This window comes from Accumulibacter sp. (assembly GCF_029255145.1).
Classification (GTDB): domain Bacteria; phylum Pseudomonadota; class Gammaproteobacteria; order Burkholderiales; family Rhodocyclaceae; genus Accumulibacter.
The window spans coordinates 1-16,489 of the sequence record NZ_JAPUVQ010000085.1 but is presented as its reverse complement, the minus strand read 5'-3'; the positions used below and the strand labels follow the sequence as shown (position 1 = coordinate 16,489).

The 16,489-nt window shown below is 63.3% G+C and carries 17 protein-coding genes and 1 pseudogene; 7 read left to right on the top strand and 11 right to left on the bottom strand.

Going from position 1 to position 16,489, the window contains the following annotated elements; genetic code table 11:
- Positions 1 to 479: 479 nt before the first annotated feature.
- The 3 genes and pseudogenes from Q1L50_RS08270 to Q1L50_RS08260 form a co-directional block, all read left to right on the top strand.
- Positions 480 to 611 (top strand): annotated as a pseudogene (locus Q1L50_RS08270) (MerR family transcriptional regulator); the annotation flags it as partial.
- 209 nt (positions 612 to 820) lie between these two features.
- Positions 821 to 1,705 (top strand): alpha/beta fold hydrolase, encoded by an 885-nt coding sequence (locus Q1L50_RS08265; RefSeq protein ID WP_300337453.1) that lies wholly within the window; start codon positions 821 to 823, stop codon positions 1,703 to 1,705.
- A 25-nt stretch (positions 1,706 to 1,730) separates the two neighbouring features.
- Positions 1,731 to 3,176 (top strand): 3'-5' exonuclease family protein, encoded by a 1,446-nt coding sequence (locus Q1L50_RS08260; protein WP_300337452.1) that lies wholly within the window; start codon positions 1,731 to 1,733, stop codon positions 3,174 to 3,176.
- Here the strand turns inward: Q1L50_RS08260 and Q1L50_RS08255 are convergent.
- The 6 genes from Q1L50_RS08255 to mltG are packed head-to-tail and all read right to left on the bottom strand — an operon-like array spanning position 3,168 to position 7,680.
- Complete coding sequence (locus Q1L50_RS08255) at positions 3,168 to 3,827, bottom strand: ankyrin repeat domain-containing protein (RefSeq protein WP_300337449.1); 660 nt, start codon at positions 3,825 to 3,827, stop codon at positions 3,168 to 3,170. The genes Q1L50_RS08260 and Q1L50_RS08255 overlap by 9 nt on opposite strands.
- Entirely contained in the window at positions 3,824 to 4,606 is a 783-nt protein-coding gene (locus Q1L50_RS08250; protein ID WP_300337447.1) for a TatD family hydrolase, read from the bottom strand. Before Q1L50_RS08250 ends, Q1L50_RS08255 begins: the two co-directional genes overlap by 4 nt.
- A 10-nt stretch (positions 4,607 to 4,616) precedes the next feature.
- On the bottom strand, positions 4,617 to 4,997 hold the full coding sequence (locus tag Q1L50_RS08245; protein ID WP_300337446.1) for a PilZ domain-containing protein: 381 nt from the start codon (positions 4,995 to 4,997) through the stop codon (positions 4,617 to 4,619).
- 15 nt (positions 4,998 to 5,012) lie between these two features.
- Positions 5,013 to 6,044 carry a DNA polymerase III subunit delta' gene (gene holB, locus Q1L50_RS08240; protein ID WP_300337444.1) on the bottom strand — a complete coding sequence of 344 codons (1,032 nt, stop codon included), beginning with the start codon at positions 6,042 to 6,044 and terminating at the stop codon, positions 5,013 to 5,015.
- Positions 6,041 to 6,682, bottom strand: coding sequence for a dTMP kinase (tmk, locus tag Q1L50_RS08235; RefSeq protein ID WP_300337442.1), 642 nt, complete (start codon positions 6,680 to 6,682; stop codon positions 6,041 to 6,043). The genes holB and tmk overlap by 4 nt, the downstream gene beginning before the upstream one ends.
- A complete protein-coding gene (mltG, locus tag Q1L50_RS08230) occupies positions 6,679 to 7,680 on the bottom strand; it encodes an endolytic transglycosylase MltG (protein WP_300337440.1) in 1,002 nt (333 codons plus the stop codon). The genes tmk and mltG overlap by 4 nt, the downstream gene beginning before the upstream one ends.
- Before the next feature lie 214 nt (positions 7,681 to 7,894).
- Between mltG and Q1L50_RS08225 the strand changes: the two genes are divergently transcribed.
- Positions 7,895 to 8,911 carry a folate-binding protein gene (locus Q1L50_RS08225; RefSeq protein ID WP_300337438.1) on the top strand — a complete coding sequence of 339 codons (1,017 nt, stop codon included), beginning with the start codon at positions 7,895 to 7,897 and terminating at the stop codon, positions 8,909 to 8,911.
- Between the two features lie 32 nt (positions 8,912 to 8,943).
- Positions 8,944 to 9,726 (top strand): NRDE family protein, encoded by a 783-nt coding sequence (locus Q1L50_RS08220; RefSeq protein ID WP_300337436.1) that lies wholly within the window; start codon positions 8,944 to 8,946, stop codon positions 9,724 to 9,726.
- Here the strand turns inward: Q1L50_RS08220 and Q1L50_RS08215 are convergent.
- A complete protein-coding gene (locus Q1L50_RS08215) occupies positions 9,696 to 10,178 on the bottom strand; it encodes a L,D-transpeptidase (RefSeq protein ID WP_300337434.1) in 483 nt (160 codons plus the stop codon). The two genes, Q1L50_RS08220 and Q1L50_RS08215, sit on opposite strands and share 31 nt — an antisense overlap.
- A 4-nt stretch (positions 10,179 to 10,182) precedes the next feature.
- Complete coding sequence (gene tadA / locus Q1L50_RS08210) at positions 10,183 to 10,644, bottom strand: tRNA adenosine(34) deaminase TadA (protein ID WP_300337432.1); 462 nt, start codon at positions 10,642 to 10,644, stop codon at positions 10,183 to 10,185.
- Positions 10,645 to 10,879: 235 nt separating this feature from the next.
- Between tadA and Q1L50_RS08205 the strand changes: the two genes are divergently transcribed.
- Positions 10,880 to 12,136 carry a glycosyltransferase family 4 protein gene (locus tag Q1L50_RS08205; RefSeq protein WP_300337431.1) on the top strand — a complete coding sequence of 419 codons (1,257 nt, stop codon included), beginning with the start codon at positions 10,880 to 10,882 and terminating at the stop codon, positions 12,134 to 12,136.
- Between the two features lie 123 nt (positions 12,137 to 12,259).
- Positions 12,260 to 12,733 carry a cyclic nucleotide-binding domain-containing protein gene (locus Q1L50_RS08200; protein ID WP_300337429.1) on the top strand — a complete coding sequence of 158 codons (474 nt, stop codon included), beginning with the start codon at positions 12,260 to 12,262 and terminating at the stop codon, positions 12,731 to 12,733.
- A 19-nt stretch (positions 12,734 to 12,752) separates the two neighbouring features.
- Here Q1L50_RS08200 and Q1L50_RS08195 read toward each other — a convergent pair whose 3' ends face one another.
- The 3 genes from Q1L50_RS08195 to Q1L50_RS08185 form a co-directional block, all read right to left on the bottom strand.
- Positions 12,753 to 13,130: a CZB domain-containing protein gene (locus tag Q1L50_RS08195; protein WP_300337428.1), complete on the bottom strand. Its 378-nt coding sequence runs from the start codon at positions 13,128 to 13,130 to the stop codon at positions 12,753 to 12,755.
- A 106-nt stretch (positions 13,131 to 13,236) separates the two neighbouring features.
- Positions 13,237 to 14,292 (bottom strand): HD domain-containing phosphohydrolase, encoded by a 1,056-nt coding sequence (locus tag Q1L50_RS08190; protein WP_300337426.1) that lies wholly within the window; start codon positions 14,290 to 14,292, stop codon positions 13,237 to 13,239.
- A gap of 235 nt (positions 14,293 to 14,527) precedes the next feature.
- Positions 14,528 to 16,489, bottom strand: a 1,962-nt coding sequence (locus tag Q1L50_RS08185) for an SdrD B-like domain-containing protein (RefSeq protein WP_300337424.1), incomplete at its 5' end; no start/stop codon positions are given.

Here is a 16,489-nt window from a genome sequence, read left to right as displayed (position 1 = left end):
ACCCCCTACGATCCGCCCCCGTCATCTTGCTCGAAGCAAGCTGGATATCTTCAATATGGACGGCTTCGAGAGAAACCTTGCTTTCAGCTACCGTGGCGACCCTCATCAGCAATACCTCCAACCTAATAATCTACTAAAAGTATCGCATACAACGGTATGAAAAATAGAGGATATAGCCTTACTTGCCGCGGAACTGCACGAAATCGAGCCGTTCGACTACCTCTTCACTCTACAGCGCCATGTGGCGACCGTTGCGCTCGATCCGTCCGCCTGGATGCCTTGGAACTATACCGAGGCGCTGGCCCGCGCCGAGGCCGCCGTCGCCAACGAGGCTGAAGCGCTGCCCGACTGAGTCGCACAACGGCAGGGTCTCGCCGCTCTTCTTGCTCGCCCGAGCATCCTCCAGGAGCGAGATCGCCCCCGCGCCGCGGTGGCTTGCGTAGGGTTGCGTGGGATTTGCAGCGTTGCCGAAAGCACACGTGCTGTCACAACTCGTGTGCGCCTGCCAGGTAAGCAAGGGAAATGTTTCGTGCCCGCTGATCGCATCGCTGCAAGGCGAAGCGAGTCTCGCAACGTCGGCAGGGGACGAGCTTGGGCGAGCGATGCCTTAACGTACGATCTTTTCCGTTTCGTGAGCTGACCCCAAAAATCGCTTCCGAAGAACCCTCGCATCAGCAGCCAGCGCTCCGTGGTGTGCCTTGGCGAAGGCCCTGTCGCCGCCGACAGACCGTGACTTCATTTGCCGCACTGGCGATCGAGTGGTAGATTGCCGGGGCTGGTGCTGTAGTCGGCGCCCCTTCCCTCTCGGTCAGCGCTGCCAATGCCACAAGTTACTGCCAATAAGCTGCAGATCGAGTACGAAGTATTTGGCTCGGCGTCCGCGCCGGCCATCCTGCTGATCATGGGCCTGGGCGCGCAGTTGAGCCGTTGGAACATCGAGCTCTGCGAGGCCCTCGTCGAACGTGCTTACCGCGTGATTCGTTTCGACAATCGCGACTGCGGCTTGTCGAGCAAGATCGATGACGCCGCCGTTCCGAATGTTGGCCAAGCGCTGCGCAGTGGCCTGCCGCTGACGGTTCCATACTCGCTCGCCGACATGGCCGCCGATAGCATCGGCCTGCTCGACGCGCTGTCGATCGAGCGGGCGCACATCGTCGGCGCGTCGATGGGTGGAGCCATCGCCCAAATCGTTGCCGCGGCTTATCCGCAGCGCACGCTGTCGCTAACCTCGATCATGTCCACCAGCAGCAATCCGGACCTGCCACCGCCGACGGAGCGGGCGTCGCGAGCCTTGCTGGCTCCCTTGCCGGCAACCCGGGACAAGGAAGCTCTGGTAGAAGACGCCCTCAGCCGGCAACTGGCCGTCGCCAGCCCGGATTTCCCAAGTTGTCCGCGGCGCTTGCGCGAGACCCTGGTCGACGAGCATGAGCGAAACTTCCACCCGCGCGGCGTTGCACGCCAGTTGGCGGCCTTTCTGGCCAGCGGTGATCGTCGTGCCCTGCTGCGAACGATCAGTGCGCCGACGCTGGTGCTGCACGGCGCCGACGACCCGCTGATTCCGGTGGCCTGTGGTTACGACGTCGCCGCGCACATTCCGGGTGCCAAAATGCAGGTGATCGAAGGGATGGCACATGACTTGCCGCTGGCCTTGACCGAGGTGTTCGCGGACGCCATCGCCGCCATCGCACAGACGTCGGAGCGCTGAGCCGCACGGCTGCCGGGTCCCACCGATGAATTCCGTTCTCGCTTCCGAACCGCTGGTCTTTGTCGATCTTGAGACCAGTGGCGCCAATTTCGCGAATGACCGGATCATTGAAATCGGCCTGGTCGAAGTTGACGCCAGCGGCGCCACGGAGTGGAGCGTCCTGGTCAATCCGGAATCGCACGTCTCGTCCTTCATTACCGATCTCACCGGCATTGACGATGCCATGCTGCACGGAGCACCGACTTTTCGGCAACTCGCGCCTACGGTGCTCGAGAGGTTGCGGGGGCGCCTGCTCATTGCGCACAACGCCCGCTTCGACTATGGGTTCCTGAGGTGCGAGTTCAAGCGACTCGGCGTCGATTTCCGTGCGCCGACGCTGTGCACGGTCAAGCTCTCGCGCAAGCTCTTTCCCCAGTACCACCGCCACAATCTCGACTCCCTGGTGACCCGACACGGCCTGTCGGTTGCCGGCCGCCGCCACCGCGCCCTCGCCGATGCCCGCCTATTGTGGGAACTGTGGCAGCATTGGCATGCGCAATTGACGCCGGACACCATCCGCCGCGCGGTCACAACCATTGTTGGTCGGCCCGACCTGCCGCCACAGATCGATCCGGCGGTAATCGACGACCTGCCCGAGGCGGCCGGTGCGTACGCCTTTTACGGGGAGACAGGCGGCTTGCTGCTGCTCCGCCGGGCGGCCAACCTGCGCCACCAGATACTGGCGCACTTCGCTGCCAGCAAGCGCGAGACGCCCTTGGTGCTGGCCATCCGGCGAATCGAGTGGCGCGAAGCGGCGGGGGACCTCGGAGCGCGGCTGCACGAGGTAGAACTGGCACGCCTGTCGTTCGCTGCTGGAAGCCGTCTGCCGGCCGTCCGTCACCCTGGCCGGTCGGCTGCGGCAGCCGCAGAACTCTGCTCATGGCAGCTGCAGGCGCATCGGGAAGCGGGGCTACGACCGGCGATCGTCTTCGCTGACGATCTCGATTTCGCCGTTGCCGACGATCTGTTCGGCTTGTACCCGAGTCGCCGCGAGGCATTGCGCAGCTTGCGCAAACTGGCCGACACTCATCGCCTGTGCTACAAGCAACTCGGTCTTGACGATACCGCCGGAGGCGAAGCGTGCGCGGCCTACAGGCAGAAGAGCTGCCGTGGCGTGTGCATCGGCAAGGAAGCGCTGGCACTGCACGACGCGCGTCTGATGACCGCGCTGGCTAAATTCAAGGTCAAGCCCTGGCCATACCGTGGACCGCTGGCGCTGGTCGAGCGCGACGATTTCGGGATGCACGAGGATATTCACCTGATCGACCGATGGCGTCTGGTCGGCACAGTGAACAACGAAGATGCCTTGCACGCACGCCTTGCCGACGGACCGACCAACCGCCCATACGACCCTGAGGCCTACCGAATCATCAGTCGCGTCCTGCAGGCCGGAAAGGTCGGCATTCGCCCCCTGCCCGCTTATTCATCTTGAAGGAACGCCGGCCGCAGCGGTGCCTTCCCGTCCGCCGGCCTTGCGCACCAGATCGGCGATGTCGGTGTTCTCGGTCTTCAGAGCCCAGTCGATGGCGGTTGCCCCGGTCTCGTTGGCGATGTTCGGGTCGGCCTTGTTCTGCAGCAGCACGCTGACGATCTCGAGGTGTCCGAAGCGTGCCGCGAAGAGCAGCGCCGTCGACCCGTTCTCGGTCGTCGCGTTGACGTTGGCACCTTTCTTGAGCAGGTATTCGACGGTCGTCCTGTGACCGTTGAAAGCGGCGTAGATCAGCGGCGACCAGCCGTACAGATTGACGTCGGCGCCGGCCTCGACGAGGCGCTGCACAAACGGCAGGTTACCCTTGTAGGCAGCCAGGCTCAGCGCGGTCTCCCCGTTGCGGTTACGGACGTTCAGTCTGGCGCGGCGCTGCAGGAGGTGCTCGAAAAGGTCCTTGTTGTTGCGCTGCACGGCCTGGATCAACAGGGTGTTGCCGGCCGGGTCGACCGAGTTGACGTCCATCCCCTTGTCCAGTAACTCGATGGCCCAGGCGGTATTGCCCGAGATCAGCGCTTCCTCCATGTCGTCATACGCGCCGGCGACGGCAATACCTGGCAGGAGCAGGGCAAACAGCAGAGCGATAGTCTTCATCATTGGGCAACTTTCGTACGGGCGTCAGGGAATAGGCGGAAGAAGTTGTCCGTCGTGGCGTCGACAACTTCCTGGTAACTCAGGCCGCGCAGGTGCGCGACCTCTTCGGCAACGTGTTTCACGTAGCCAGGCTGGTTGGTCTTTCCGCGGTAGGGTACCGGCGAGAGGTAGGGTGAGTCGGTTTCAACCAGCAGGCGGTCGAGGGGAACGCGCTGCGCCACCTCGCGCACCGTCTGGGCCTTCTTGAAGGTGACGATTCCCGAGATCGAGATGTAGAACCCCTGATCCAGAGCGGCTTCGGCGACCTCCCAGCTTTCCGTGAAACAGTGCATGACGCCGCCGGCGGCGGCGGCGCCCTCCTCGCGCATTAGCCGCAGGGTGTCGGCAGCGGCTTCGCGGGTATGGACCACCAGCGGCTTTTCAGCTTCGCGCGCGGCGCGTATGTGCGTACGGAACCGCTCGCGCTGCCATTCCGGCGCGTCCTTGTGCCAGTAGTAATCCAGGCCGGTCTCGCCGATGGCAATGATTCGCGGATGGCGAGCCAGGGCGACCAGCTCGGCGACCGACGGCTCGCGCACGGCCGTCGCTTCGGGATGGACGCCAACCGAGGCCAGAATCGCTGGCCAGGCCTCGGCCAGCGCCAGAACGCGTCCCAGGTCTTCCAGCGTGACGCCGATACACACGGCGCAAGCAACATCATTGTCGCGCATCAATTCGATGACCTGCCCAATCCTTTCGGATAACTCCGGGAAGTCGATATGACAGTGCGAATCAACCAGCATCAGCGTAGCGTCAGATGGTGTGCGTCGGGCGGCCGGACTGCATCACGCCGCCGAGGAGGCCCTCGATGCGCCGTCGGGCTTCGAGTCCGCCTTCGTCGTTATTGAAGTGCACACCGATGCCCTGCGCCTTGTTGTTCTGGGCGCCGACCGGGGTAATCCAGACCACCGTCCCGGCAATCGGCAGTTTTGCCGGATCGTCGATCAGCGACAACAGCATGAACACCTCGTCACCGATCGAATAGTTGCGAGTGGTCGGAATGAAAATTCCTCCGTGGCGCAGGAGCGGCATATACGCCGCGTACAGCGCGGACTTCGAGTTGATGTTCAGTGACAAGACGCTCGGCCGTGGCGGCGCTGCTGACGCTGGCTTGCGGCTGTCTGCTTCGGACATATCGCCTCGGGAAGTTCAGAAAAGCTTGGCGTAATTCAGGAAAAACTCTTCGAGAAACAAACGGCTATTGACCGGCTGTTCGCACTGGGCTTTGTATTGTATCGCCTTTCGGTTGAATGCCAAGAGCTTGCGGGCGTCGGTGGCCTTCGCCAGACGCTGCAGCAGCGACGCCTGCGCCAGAAAATAGCGTGGCGGCAGGCCCGCGCTGGCCAGGGTCAGATCGAACAGCCATTTCTGTGCCCAGTCGACCGTTCGCTTCAATGGCGCCGGGCGCTTTTCTGCCTTGACGGTCTTGTCGAGGATGGCCGCTGCGGCCAGTGGTTCGAGGTCCCGGCCGCGCGATACCTGCGCGATCAGTGCATCGAGCAGGATACGCTCGTTCTTGCCGCCGAGTTCGAGAGCCAGCAGCGGCGAACCGCCGGCGAGCGCCAGGGATTGCTCACCGTCGCTGACGCCGGCCTGACGCAGCCACTCGCTGGCCGTGGCACGCGCCGGCACTTGCACTGGGATCGACTGGCAGCGGCTGCGAATCGTCGGCAGCAGGCGCGAAGGTTCGCTAGAAATCAATATAAACAGGGTGCCTGCGATTGGTTCCTCAAGTGATTTAAGAATTGCGTTGGCGGTCGCACGATTCATCGCCTCGGCCGGATTGAGCAGCACCACGCGCGCTCTCTGGCGGTGGGTGCCGACATGCAGGAACTCGTCGAGTGCGCGCACCTGATCGATGGTGATCTGCAGACTGGCTTTTTTCTTGCCCGCCTCTTCGCCGTCACCCGCCTCGGTGACTTCGCCTTCGACGAGCGCATTCGGCTGCAGGACACGCAGATCCGGGTGATTGCCTTGCGCGAGCCAGCCGCAGGCCGGACAGGCGCCACAAGCCCTGCTCCCATCGCCGAGGTCTTCGCAGAGCAGCGACTCGGCGAAGCGGCGCGCCAGATCGAATTTGCCGACTCCGCGCTGACCTGAAAGCAGCAGTGCATGCGGCAGTTGCGCGCGCCTCGCGGCGAGTTGCCGCCATGCGCTGTCGTGAAGTTCAATGATATTCATAAACAATATCTTATCAGCGTTTCCTGAATCAATGTCTCGATTAATTCAGGCGCCTGATCGGCGTCTATGACCCGTATCCGCTGCGGCGCTGCTGCCGCACGATCGAGGTAAGCCAGTCTTACGCGCTCGTGGAATTCGGCACGCTCCAGCTCGAAGCGGTCCAGTTCGCGCGCCTGCGCGGCGATCCGCCGGCTGGCGATCGACGACGGCAGATCGAAGAGCAGCGTCAGATCAGGCTGCAGATGACCGTGCACCCACCGCTCAAGCTGGGCAAACTTGCCTCGGTCGAGGCCCCTCCCGCCGCTCTGGTAGGCGTAGGTGGCGTCGCTGAAGCGGTCGCAGATCACCCAGTCGCCGCGCTCCAGGGCCGGTTCGATTACCCGTTCAAGGTGTTCGCGGCGGGCGGCGAACATCAGCAGGGCTTCGGTTTCGAGGTGCATTGCTTCGTGCAGCAGCAGCGCGCGCAGCTTTTCGCCCAGCGGCGTGCCTCCCGGCTCGCGGGTCGACACCACATTCAGGCCGCGGCGGCGAACCAGCGCCGCTGCACCGGCGATATGGCTGCTCTTGCCGGCACCGTCGATGCCTTCGAAGGTGACGAATTTTCCGCGCGTCCGGCGCGGCTCCTCTGCCTGGTTCACGGCTTCCCACCTTTCTGAAAGCGCCGCACGGCGCGATTGTGTTCGTCCAGAGTAGGCGAAAAATGGCTGCTGCCATCACCGCGCGCAACAAAGTAAAGCGCCTCGGTCGCTGGCGGGTGCAGTGCCGCCTGCAGGGAGGCGAGGCCGGGCAAGGCGATCGGCGTCGGCGGCAGACCGGGCCGGGTGTAGGTGTTGTAGGGCGTGTCGGCGAGCAGGTCGCGCTTGCGCAGGTTGCCGTCGAAGCTCTCGCCAAGGCCGTAGATCACCGTCGGATCGGTCTGCAGGAGCATCCCCTGGCGCAGGCGATTGACGAACACCCCCGCCACCAGCGGCCGTTCGTCCGGGCGGCCGGTCTCCTTTTCGATGATCGAAGCCATGGTCAAGGCTTGATAGGCGTCCGCATACGGCAGGTCGACCGCCCTCGCCTGCCATTCACGCAGCAGGTGGTGCTGCATGGCGCGATAGGCGCGGGTCAGCACATCGACGTCGCTGCTGCGCTTGGCAAAATAATAAGTGTCTGGGAAGAACAGGCCCTCAGCCGTGCTTTCTGGCGCACCGATCAAGCGCATGATCTCGGCTTCCGGCAAGCCCTCCGTGTCGTGTCGAAGATCAGGATGGGCGTCGAGACGCGCCCGCATCTGGCGGAAGGTCCATCCTTCGATGAAGACCAGTTCAGACTGTGTGACGTCGCCGCGCGTCAGCTTGTTCAATAGCTCGAGCGGCGTGATGCCACGAGTGATTTCATAACTGCCGGCCTTGATCGAGGTGTCTACGCGCATCCACTTACCAAGCAGTATCAGTAGCCAGGGCTGAAGTTCGGCGCCAGCTGCCGCGATTTCCCGGGCAGCCGAGCGCATGCTGCTGCCCGGGGAAATCGTGAAATCGACCTGTTCGTGCCGCATAGCGATCGGCGCCTGCACCACCCACGCGATAGCTCCGGCCAGCAACGCGAGTACGACCACAGCGAGAACGAACAGCTTGACGATAAGTTTGCGCATCAATCCGGTGCAGTGGGAAGGCTGCGACGCTGGGAGGAGGAATGAAGTTCGACTGGCCCTATAATAGCCGAAACCCGTTCGGCTGAACTGAACCGGCACTGGCCCGGTCCGATCAGCCGGAGGCCTCAGGCGGCGGCGCGGACTACGACGCTCTGGACGAACCCCGACAGGCTACTACTCCCACCCACTCAACACACGACGGATTGGCACAACGATGAACGCAAGCTGGCAAGACTTTCTTGGTGCCTCGGGTGCACGCATCGATCAGGGTCTGGTCATCGATTTCGGCGATGCGCGCACAGAGTTGCTGGCAGCGCGCGACGCGACGATCGTTTCGCCGCTCACCCACCTGGCGATGCTCGAAGTCAGCGGCGCCGACGCCGCTGCTTTCCTGCACCAGCAGTTGACCAGCGACGTCAAGCATCTCGCCTCCGAGGCCGTCCAGCATTCGGCCTGGTGCTCGGCGAAAGGCCGGATGGTGGCCAGCTTTCTGGTCGTCCGCGTCGGGCCCGACTATCAGCTGCAACTGTCGGCAGACCTGCTCCCGGCAATCGCCAGGCGCCTGCAAATGTTCGTCCTGCGCAGCAAGGTGCGGATCACTGACCAGACCGGTGGTCGCGAAATCATCGGTTTGTCCGGTGCCCAGGCAGCGGCGGCTCTGCAAGGCGCTGGCCTGCCGGTGCCAGCGGGAGCTCTGACCGCCAGTGCTTTCGCCACCGGCGTGGTGATCTGCCTGGACAGCCAGCGTTTCCAGATTGTCGTTGCTGGCGACGCTGCTCCGGCTGTCTGGCAACACCTGCTGGCGCACGCTCGCCCGGCTGGCACGAGGGCCTGGCAGTGGCTGGAGATTGACGCTGGCGTGCCGCTGATCAGCGAGCAGACCAAAGAGGAATTCGTGCCGCAAATGGCCGGTTTTGAGCAGCTGGGCGCTGTCAGCTTCCACAAAGGCTGCTATCCCGGGCAGGAAATCGTCGCCCGCACGCAGTACCTGGGCAAGGTCAAGCGCCACTTGTACCGCGCCCACTCGAGCGCGCCAATGGCGGCCGGGAACGCCATCTATTCGCCGGAAAATCCGCAGCGCCCCTGCGGGATGGTCGCCAATGCCGCGCCAGCGCCGGCCGGCGGCTACGATGCCTTGGCAATCGTCCAGGAGGGTTTCGTCGACGCCGGCGACCTCGAAGTGGCCGCGCCGGGCGGTCCGCGCGTCGACCTGGTGCGGGTAAGCCGCTAGTCACGACTCCGACCTCGCCGGACAAAGCCGCGATGTGCCTGATCCTGATTGCGTGGCAGGCGAATCCCGACTACCCGCTGGTGGTCGCCGCCAACCGCGACGAATTCTTCGTCCGTCCCGCCGCGCCGGCGGCTTTCTGGCCGGACACCCCGCAGCTTCTGGCCGGTCGCGACCTTGAAGCCGGCGGCAGCTGGTTGGGAGTCAGTCGTGGGCTGCGTTTTGCGGCGCTGACGAACTATCGCGAGGGCGGCGGAATACGCACTGACGCCCGCTCCCGTGGCACCCTGGTTACTGATTTCCTGAGCGGTGACGACAGCCCCTCAGCATATGTGGCCGAGGTCGCCGCGCGTGCCACCGACTACAATGGCTTCAACCTCTTCGTCGCTGATGAACACCGCCTGGCGTACTTTTCGAACCGCGGCGACAGCCAGCCACGCTGCCTGGACCCGGGGATATACGGCGTCTCCAACCATCTCCTCGACACCCCGTGGCCGAAGCTGGCGAGCGCCCGATCGGCCTTCGCCGCAGCGCTGCCTGGTCTGCCGGCGCGGGCGCCATTCTTCGAACTGCTCGCTGATCAGGAAATCGTTGCCGACGCGCACCTGCCAGAAACCGGCGTACCACTTGAGTGGGAGCGCATTCTCTCGGCCGTTTTCGTCAGATCGGAAAACTACGGGACGCGGGCGTCAACGCTGCTCACGCGGCAACGCGGCGGCCAGACGACCCTGGTCGAGCGCACCTTCGACGCCGGCGCGCTGCTGACCGGCGAAGTTTGCGAGAGTTTTCAGTCCTCGCTGATATCGACCGGTGTGTAGGGGGCTACCGACTCGAAGAGCTCAACGATATCCGCGTTGCGCATGCGGATGCAGCCGTGCGATCCGGGGCGGCCCATCGGTGTGCTATCGGGGCTGCCGTGGATGTATACGTAACGGCGCATGGTATCTACGGACCCCAGCCGGTTGCGGCCGGGTTCACAGCCGGAAAGCCACAGAATGCGGGTCAGAATCCAGTCGCGCTCCGGGAAGCGTTCGGCCAGTTCGCGGCAATAGACCTCGCCACTCGGACGACGGCCGACAAAAACCGTGTTCTCCGCTTGCCCGGCGCCGATCCGGGCACGCACCAGGTGTCTGCCGCGAGGCGTGCAAAAGCTGCCGGTCTCTTCGCCAGGCCCGTTGGTCGCGGTCGACACCGGGTAAGCGCGCAACACCGTCCCCGAGGCGCTTGACAAGGTCAGCAACTGTCGGCTGATCGAGATCCGGATGTGCACCGCTTCAATCCCCCCTCGCGCCACGCCGCTCGGAAAAGAAATCCGAGAGCAGGCGGCCGCATTCACCGGCCAGGACGCCGCTCAGGACCTCGGTGTGATGGTTCAGGCGTTCAACCGCGAAGAGATCGACGACGCTGCCATGGACGCCGGTCTTCGGATCACGCGCACCGTAGATCAGGCGCGCGATGCGCGCCTGCAGAATCGCCCCGGCACACATCGCGCACGGCTCAAGAGTCACGAACAGTTCGCAACCGGGCAGGCGGTAATTACGCAGTTGCCTCGCCGCGTCGCGCAGTGCGGCAATCTCGGCGTGCGCCGTCGGATCGTGTTCGCCGATCGGCGAGTTGAAGCCGCGGCCGACGATTACCCCATCGCGCACCACCAGCGCCCCGACCGGCACTTCGCCCAGGCACTCGGCGGCGCGCGCCAGGGAAATCGCCTCGCGCATGAAGTATTCGTCGTTCATCGCGCGCATTCTACCGCAGCAAGCCGTCGCATCGCCCCCGTGCGAGACGCGCAGGCGCCGCTCGGTCGCTGCCCCCCGGATTGGCAGGCATCTTTCCGTGCCGGAAGTAGCGGACCGGCAGTTGCTAAGCGGCGTGGCCGGCGCCCGACCACGAGCCTCCTGCCTGGCTCGGTGGGCCGGCGAAATCGGTTAGCATCGCGGGACATTCACACCGTCGTGCAACGCCCCTTCCGCCATGCGAATCCTCTTTGTGCACCAGAACTTCCCCGGCCAATACAAGCATCTGGCGCCGGCCCTGGCCGGGTCGCCCGCAAACGAGGTCGTCGCCATCGGCGAGGAGGTCAACGTCAGGCGGGCGAATGGTCTGCACCCTCGCATCCGCTTGCTGGGCTATCCCGAACCGCAAGGCGCTGCGCCAGAAACCCATCATTACCTGCGCGGTTCCGAGGCCGCTGTTCGGCGGGGACAAGCGGTACTACGCGTGGCGATGGTTTTGCGCGAGCAAGGTTTTGTGCCGGGAGTGATTTGTGCCCATCCGGGCTGGGGCGAAGCGCTTTTTCTGAAAGACGTCTATCCGGACGCACGGCTGCTGCTCTACCTTGAGTTCTTCTATCGCGCTCGGGGATCGGATATGGGCTTCGACCAGGAGTTTCCGACCTCATTCGATGACCAGTGCCGGCTACGCATCCGCAACGCGACGCAGCTGATCAGCCTGGAAGCTGCGGATGCCGGCGTGAGCCCGACGCAGTGGCAGCGCGACCAGTACCCGAAGCCGTTTCATGAGCGTATTCAGGTGATTCACGACGGGGTCCGGACCGACCAGGTTTGCCCCGGGCCGGTCGTCGACTTTGTCTTGCCAGGAAACCGGGGAACTCTTCGCTCGGGCGCCGAGGTGATCACCTACGTAGCGCGTAACCTGGAACCGTACCGCGGTTTTCATACATTCATGCGCGCTTTGCCGGCGGTGCTTGCGGCGCGACCGAAGGCGCAGGTGTTGATCGTTGGTGGCGATGAAGTCAGTTACGGGCGTCGCCTGCCGACGGGAGAAAGCTACCGGGACGCCTACCTTCGTGAACTCGGTGACCTGATCGACAACCGGCGCGTGCACTTCATGGGGAAACTTCCCTACCGCAGCTTCCTTGATGTCTTGCGGCTGTCCTGCGCGCACGTCTACCTCACCTATCCGTTTGTCCTGTCGTGGTCGTTGCTCGAAGCGATGTCCTGCGGCTGCCCGGTCATTGCCTCGGATACGGCACCCGTTCGCGAGATCGTCAAGCCTGGCCGCAACGGGCTACTGGTCGACTTTTTCTCGCCGGCGGCCCTCGCCAACGCGGTCATTTGGGTGCTTGCTCACCCCGAGCCCATGCAGCCTCTGCGGGCGCAGGCCCGCCGCGACATTCAGGAGCACCTGGACCTCGAGCGGACGACCTTGCCGCAACTTGTCGCCCTGGTGAACGGTCTGTCCTCGCGTGCTTCCGGGCGCCCGGGTTGACCGAGCGGGCCCAGTGCCGGTCACCGGAATCGGCCGTCGGACGAACCCCGTCGACGTCTTCTCTTTGCTGCCGCCGCGGTGCAGAATTGGCAGCACACGATTACCTGACGCCGGGGGTGGACCATGACGACCAGCCAATTCCTGCAGGATCAACCACTGTTCGGCGGCGTTGACGACCAAGCCATCGCAGCGATCATGCCATTGCTGCGCGAGGTCAATTTTGCTGCCGGCGAGCCAATTGTCAGGGAAGGCGAGGACGGTGATTCACTGTTCGTGATCTGCAGCGGCTCGGTCGAAGTGCTGAAAGCCAGCGCGGCCGAGGACGGCGTGTTCGAGGAATGCATCGCCGTCCTGAAGGTCGGCGACGTTTTCGGTGAAATGGAGTTGCTGGACACGCAGAGCCGGTCGGCGACAGTGCGTGCGCTCGAACCGGTCTCGGCGCTGGCCCTCTCCAACGGCGACCTGTTCCGGATCTACGAGTCCGATCTGCCGACCTTCACGCTGATCGTGCTCAACCTGGCGCGGGAACTGAGCCGTCGCCTGCGCAGCATCGACCTGATGGCCGTTCACTACATGGCCATTGAAGATCGGCGCTGAGCCCAGGTGATCGACGCGCTCACTGGCCGGCAGCACCTTGCAACGTGTCCTGCCATGCGCGCATGGCGATCGCCAGGCGCCCGGACATAGTGATGTAATCACCGTAGAGCAAGTCATAGGCGTCGCGGGTCTGACCCGACGCTGCCAGTTCGACTACCCGCGCCGCCGCCTCGTGGAACTCGGCATGCAGTCGCTTGACCTCCTGGTAAGAACTGCTTGCCCGGTCTTCGTCCGACAAGCGCGGGCCGTACAGCCACTTGCCGAATTCGCACTGGTCCTCGGCGCGTATTCCTGCGACGTCAATCGGTGTTTGCGCGTCAAAAACCGCCTGTCGAAGACTCGACATCCACAGTGCATGACTGTCGATCGCCTGTTGGATATCAAGCACTTTGTTCACTCCATTTTCCCCCGTTTCGTACCACTACCCAGCCAACAGAAACGTCGCCGGTGGTGTGCCAGCGCAGCAAGCTCGGCGACTCCTTCCCGGCGATCGCCTGTCATGGTCACATTTCGTCGGGAAACTGCTCGTCCTGAAAGCGCGCGCGAATTTCGAGCGCCTCATCGCGACGGGCCAGAAAGGCGTCGACGCAACACGGGTCGAAATGCGCGTTGGCGCCGTTCTGCAGAAAGTCGAAGGCGCGTTCGGGCAGCCACGGCCGCTTGTACGGGCGCTCGGAAAGCAACGCGTCAAATACATCGGCGACGGCAACGATCCGACCACGCAGCGGGATTGCGGTGCCAGCCAGGCCGCCAGGGTAACCCGAACCGTCAAACTTCTCGTGGTGCGAAAGAGCGATCTCGGCGGCGGCCTGCAAGATCTCTGACTTGCTATCTTTAAGCAGCTCATAGCCGAGCCTGGCGTGCTTCTTCATGGTCGCGAACTCTTCCGGGCTCAGCCTTCCCTCCTTGAGCAGAATCACGTCAGCGATGCCAATCTTGCCAATGTCGTGCAACGGCGCTGCTTTCAGGATGAGCGCCTGGTCGTCCGGAGATAAGCCCAGTTCGGCGGCGATCAGTTCAGAAAAGAGCGCCATTCGTTTGGTATGGGCGCTGGTTTCCGGATCCCGATACTCGGCAGCCACTGACAGGATGGTCAACAACTCCTCCTCGCGGGCGCGCACATTCGCCGTGGCTCTGTCTATGTCTTCAGCCAAACGCGCCGAGTAGTTGGCCTGCTCCTTGCGACTGGCGTTCAACTTGAGCATGATCCGCACCCGCGCCTCGAACTCTCTGCGGTCGGGAGGCTTGGTCAGAAAATCGGTCGCGCCGTTGTCCAGCGCCTGATAACGCACGGTCTTGTCATCAGTAGCGGTAATCATCAGTACGGGAATCTCTTTACGACCGCCGATCTTCCGAAAACGGGAAATGAACTCCAGGCCGTTAAGTTCCGGCATTTGGTAGTCGACAATGACCAGATCGGGCAGGTTTTCCGAACACCACCGCAAGCCCTCGGGTGCTTCCTGAAAAGGCAGTGCCTCACAATCTTTGAGTTTTTTTACCCAATCCTTGAACACCTCCAGATTGATCGCACTGTCGTCGATAATGGCGATTCGGTTCATCGTGCCTCCCCCGCGAGTTCTATCGAGTATAGCAAGACGCAAGCCTGGATTGCTTCGCCGTCTTTCACGCGGTCGGTGCACGGCGACTCCCTGCTCCCTTCAGGCAGCCAGCAACAGCGGCAAGGACAGCACAAAAAAAAAGGGGGCGCTTGACGCGCACCCCCGACCTGTCCGTGAATCCGGCGGTCTGCAGGCCCGCGCTACGTCCAGCGAGCCAGCAGACCCCTTGGCGTTGCTATCCGAACAGCCATCCCAGGTCGACACCGTCGTTGGCCGCGACCGTGAAATGTCCATCGGTCAGATCTGCCACGGTAGCATCGGAGGCGGCAATGCCGTGCTCCAGATGCTGGTTGCCGCCAGCGTCGCCGTATGGGTCTGTAAGCGAGTCGACACTTAAGCCTGGCACGCCCGTAGCGTCAGCAAGGCCGATCAGCCCCGAACTGTTCTGATTGGCGCCGTCAGCGCCACGCCAGACCGACAGGTCGACGAAACCGGTGTCGCTGCCGCTAGCGGCAAGCAAATCACCGCGCAACAGGTCGGCGAGGCCGGGCACAGCGACCCCGGCCGCCGCGGCGTCGTCTGCCGAGACGTTGAAGTACACGTCGGTCATATCCACTGTGCGGCCGTCGGACATCGTCGCGCTGCTGCGCTCAAAGTGCACGTTGTCCTGCCGGTCTAGGAACGGCAGGTCGGTATGGTGGACATCCAGCGACGCTACGCCAGCCTCGGCCAGCGTCATCAGCTCGCCGGCGTCGGTCTGGTGGTTGCCGTTGGCATCGCGCCAGATCGCCAGAACAGCGAAGGCACTATCCAAGGCACTGACCAGGCCGTCGCCATTGCTGTCGTAGCTGGCCAGTTGTGCAAAGCCCGCGCCCTTGCCGGTGCCGCCAAACAGCTCGCCGATGTCGTCGATCCGGCCATTGCCGTTCTTGTCAACCGCCAGGAAGCCTTCGCCACCGGCGACCCAGCCGGACTGTACCGCGTTGCCATTGCCGAACAGATCGAAAGTGCCACCGGAGTTGGCGCGGCTGACGGTCTGGATACCGTTGCCATCGAGGTCGATGACGACCGGCGTGATGCCGGCGTCGCGCGTCAGATCGCTCTGGCCCGATACCAGCGTAAACGCCAGCGTCTTGCTGACGTTGGTCGTCGCCTTCGCGTCACCCGCCACATCGGAATCGACGGCGTCGTTGCTGCCCGTGTCCTGGACTGCCCACTTCCAGTTGCTCATATTGTTCCACTGGTTGTACTGGTAATACTGGACATTCGCCTTGTCGAATTGCAGCACGTAGGTACCCGGGTTCACGTTGCTGAACAGGTAGTTGCCGCTGCTGTTGGTGGTGGTAGAGGCCAGCACTGTGGTACCGGAGGCATCCATCAGCTTGACCTTGATACCGCCAATACCGGGCTCGCTGCTATCCTGAATATTGTTGTGGTTCATGTCGTCCCACACCTTGTCGCCTACCGAAGCCTTCTTGAACAGGCCTGCGTCCCAGCTGAGGTCGTTCTGACCACTGGAGAGCGTGGTGACCACGGTCTGGCCGGTCGCGGGATCGATGTCCGAGTCCTTGGCATCGTTGCCACCCTGATCCTTAGGCGAAACGAAGTAGCCGCTCGGTGCGACCATCTGGACTTTGTAGTCGCCCGGATTCAGGTTGCTGAACAGGTAATTGCCACTGCCATCGGTCGTCTGGGAGCTGATAAGCGCTCCCGTCGCGCTGAGCAGCTTGACGGTGACTCCGGCAATCCCCGCTTCGCCGGCATCCTGGACGCCATTGGCGTTGGCGTCCAGCCAGACGCGGTCGCCCAGACTGGCCAGTGCCGAGTTTTTATAGTGGCTGAGATCGGAGTCGCCCGACGCGCCCGGAGCGGTGACCGTGGCCTTGTTCTCGTAGACTCCCGCCTGTGAAAGCGCAACCGTCAGCTTCTGGATCTTGAACATGTCTTCCGGCGTGGTATCGGTGGTATCGGCAGCTATCACCAGGACGTTGCCCGACACGTTGCCCGCGTTCAGATCGGCAAGCCGAGTCGTGCTCAGGGTCGTCGAATTGAGTTCGGTGAACCCCAGGGCCGCGAGGTCGGCGTCGCTGAGCAAGGCATCGTGATTGGTATAGGCATTTGCCCGCGTACCGATCCATACCTGGATGTCGCTGTCGTTGACCACGTAGCCCAGGAAGGCGGAATCCACGACCACGTT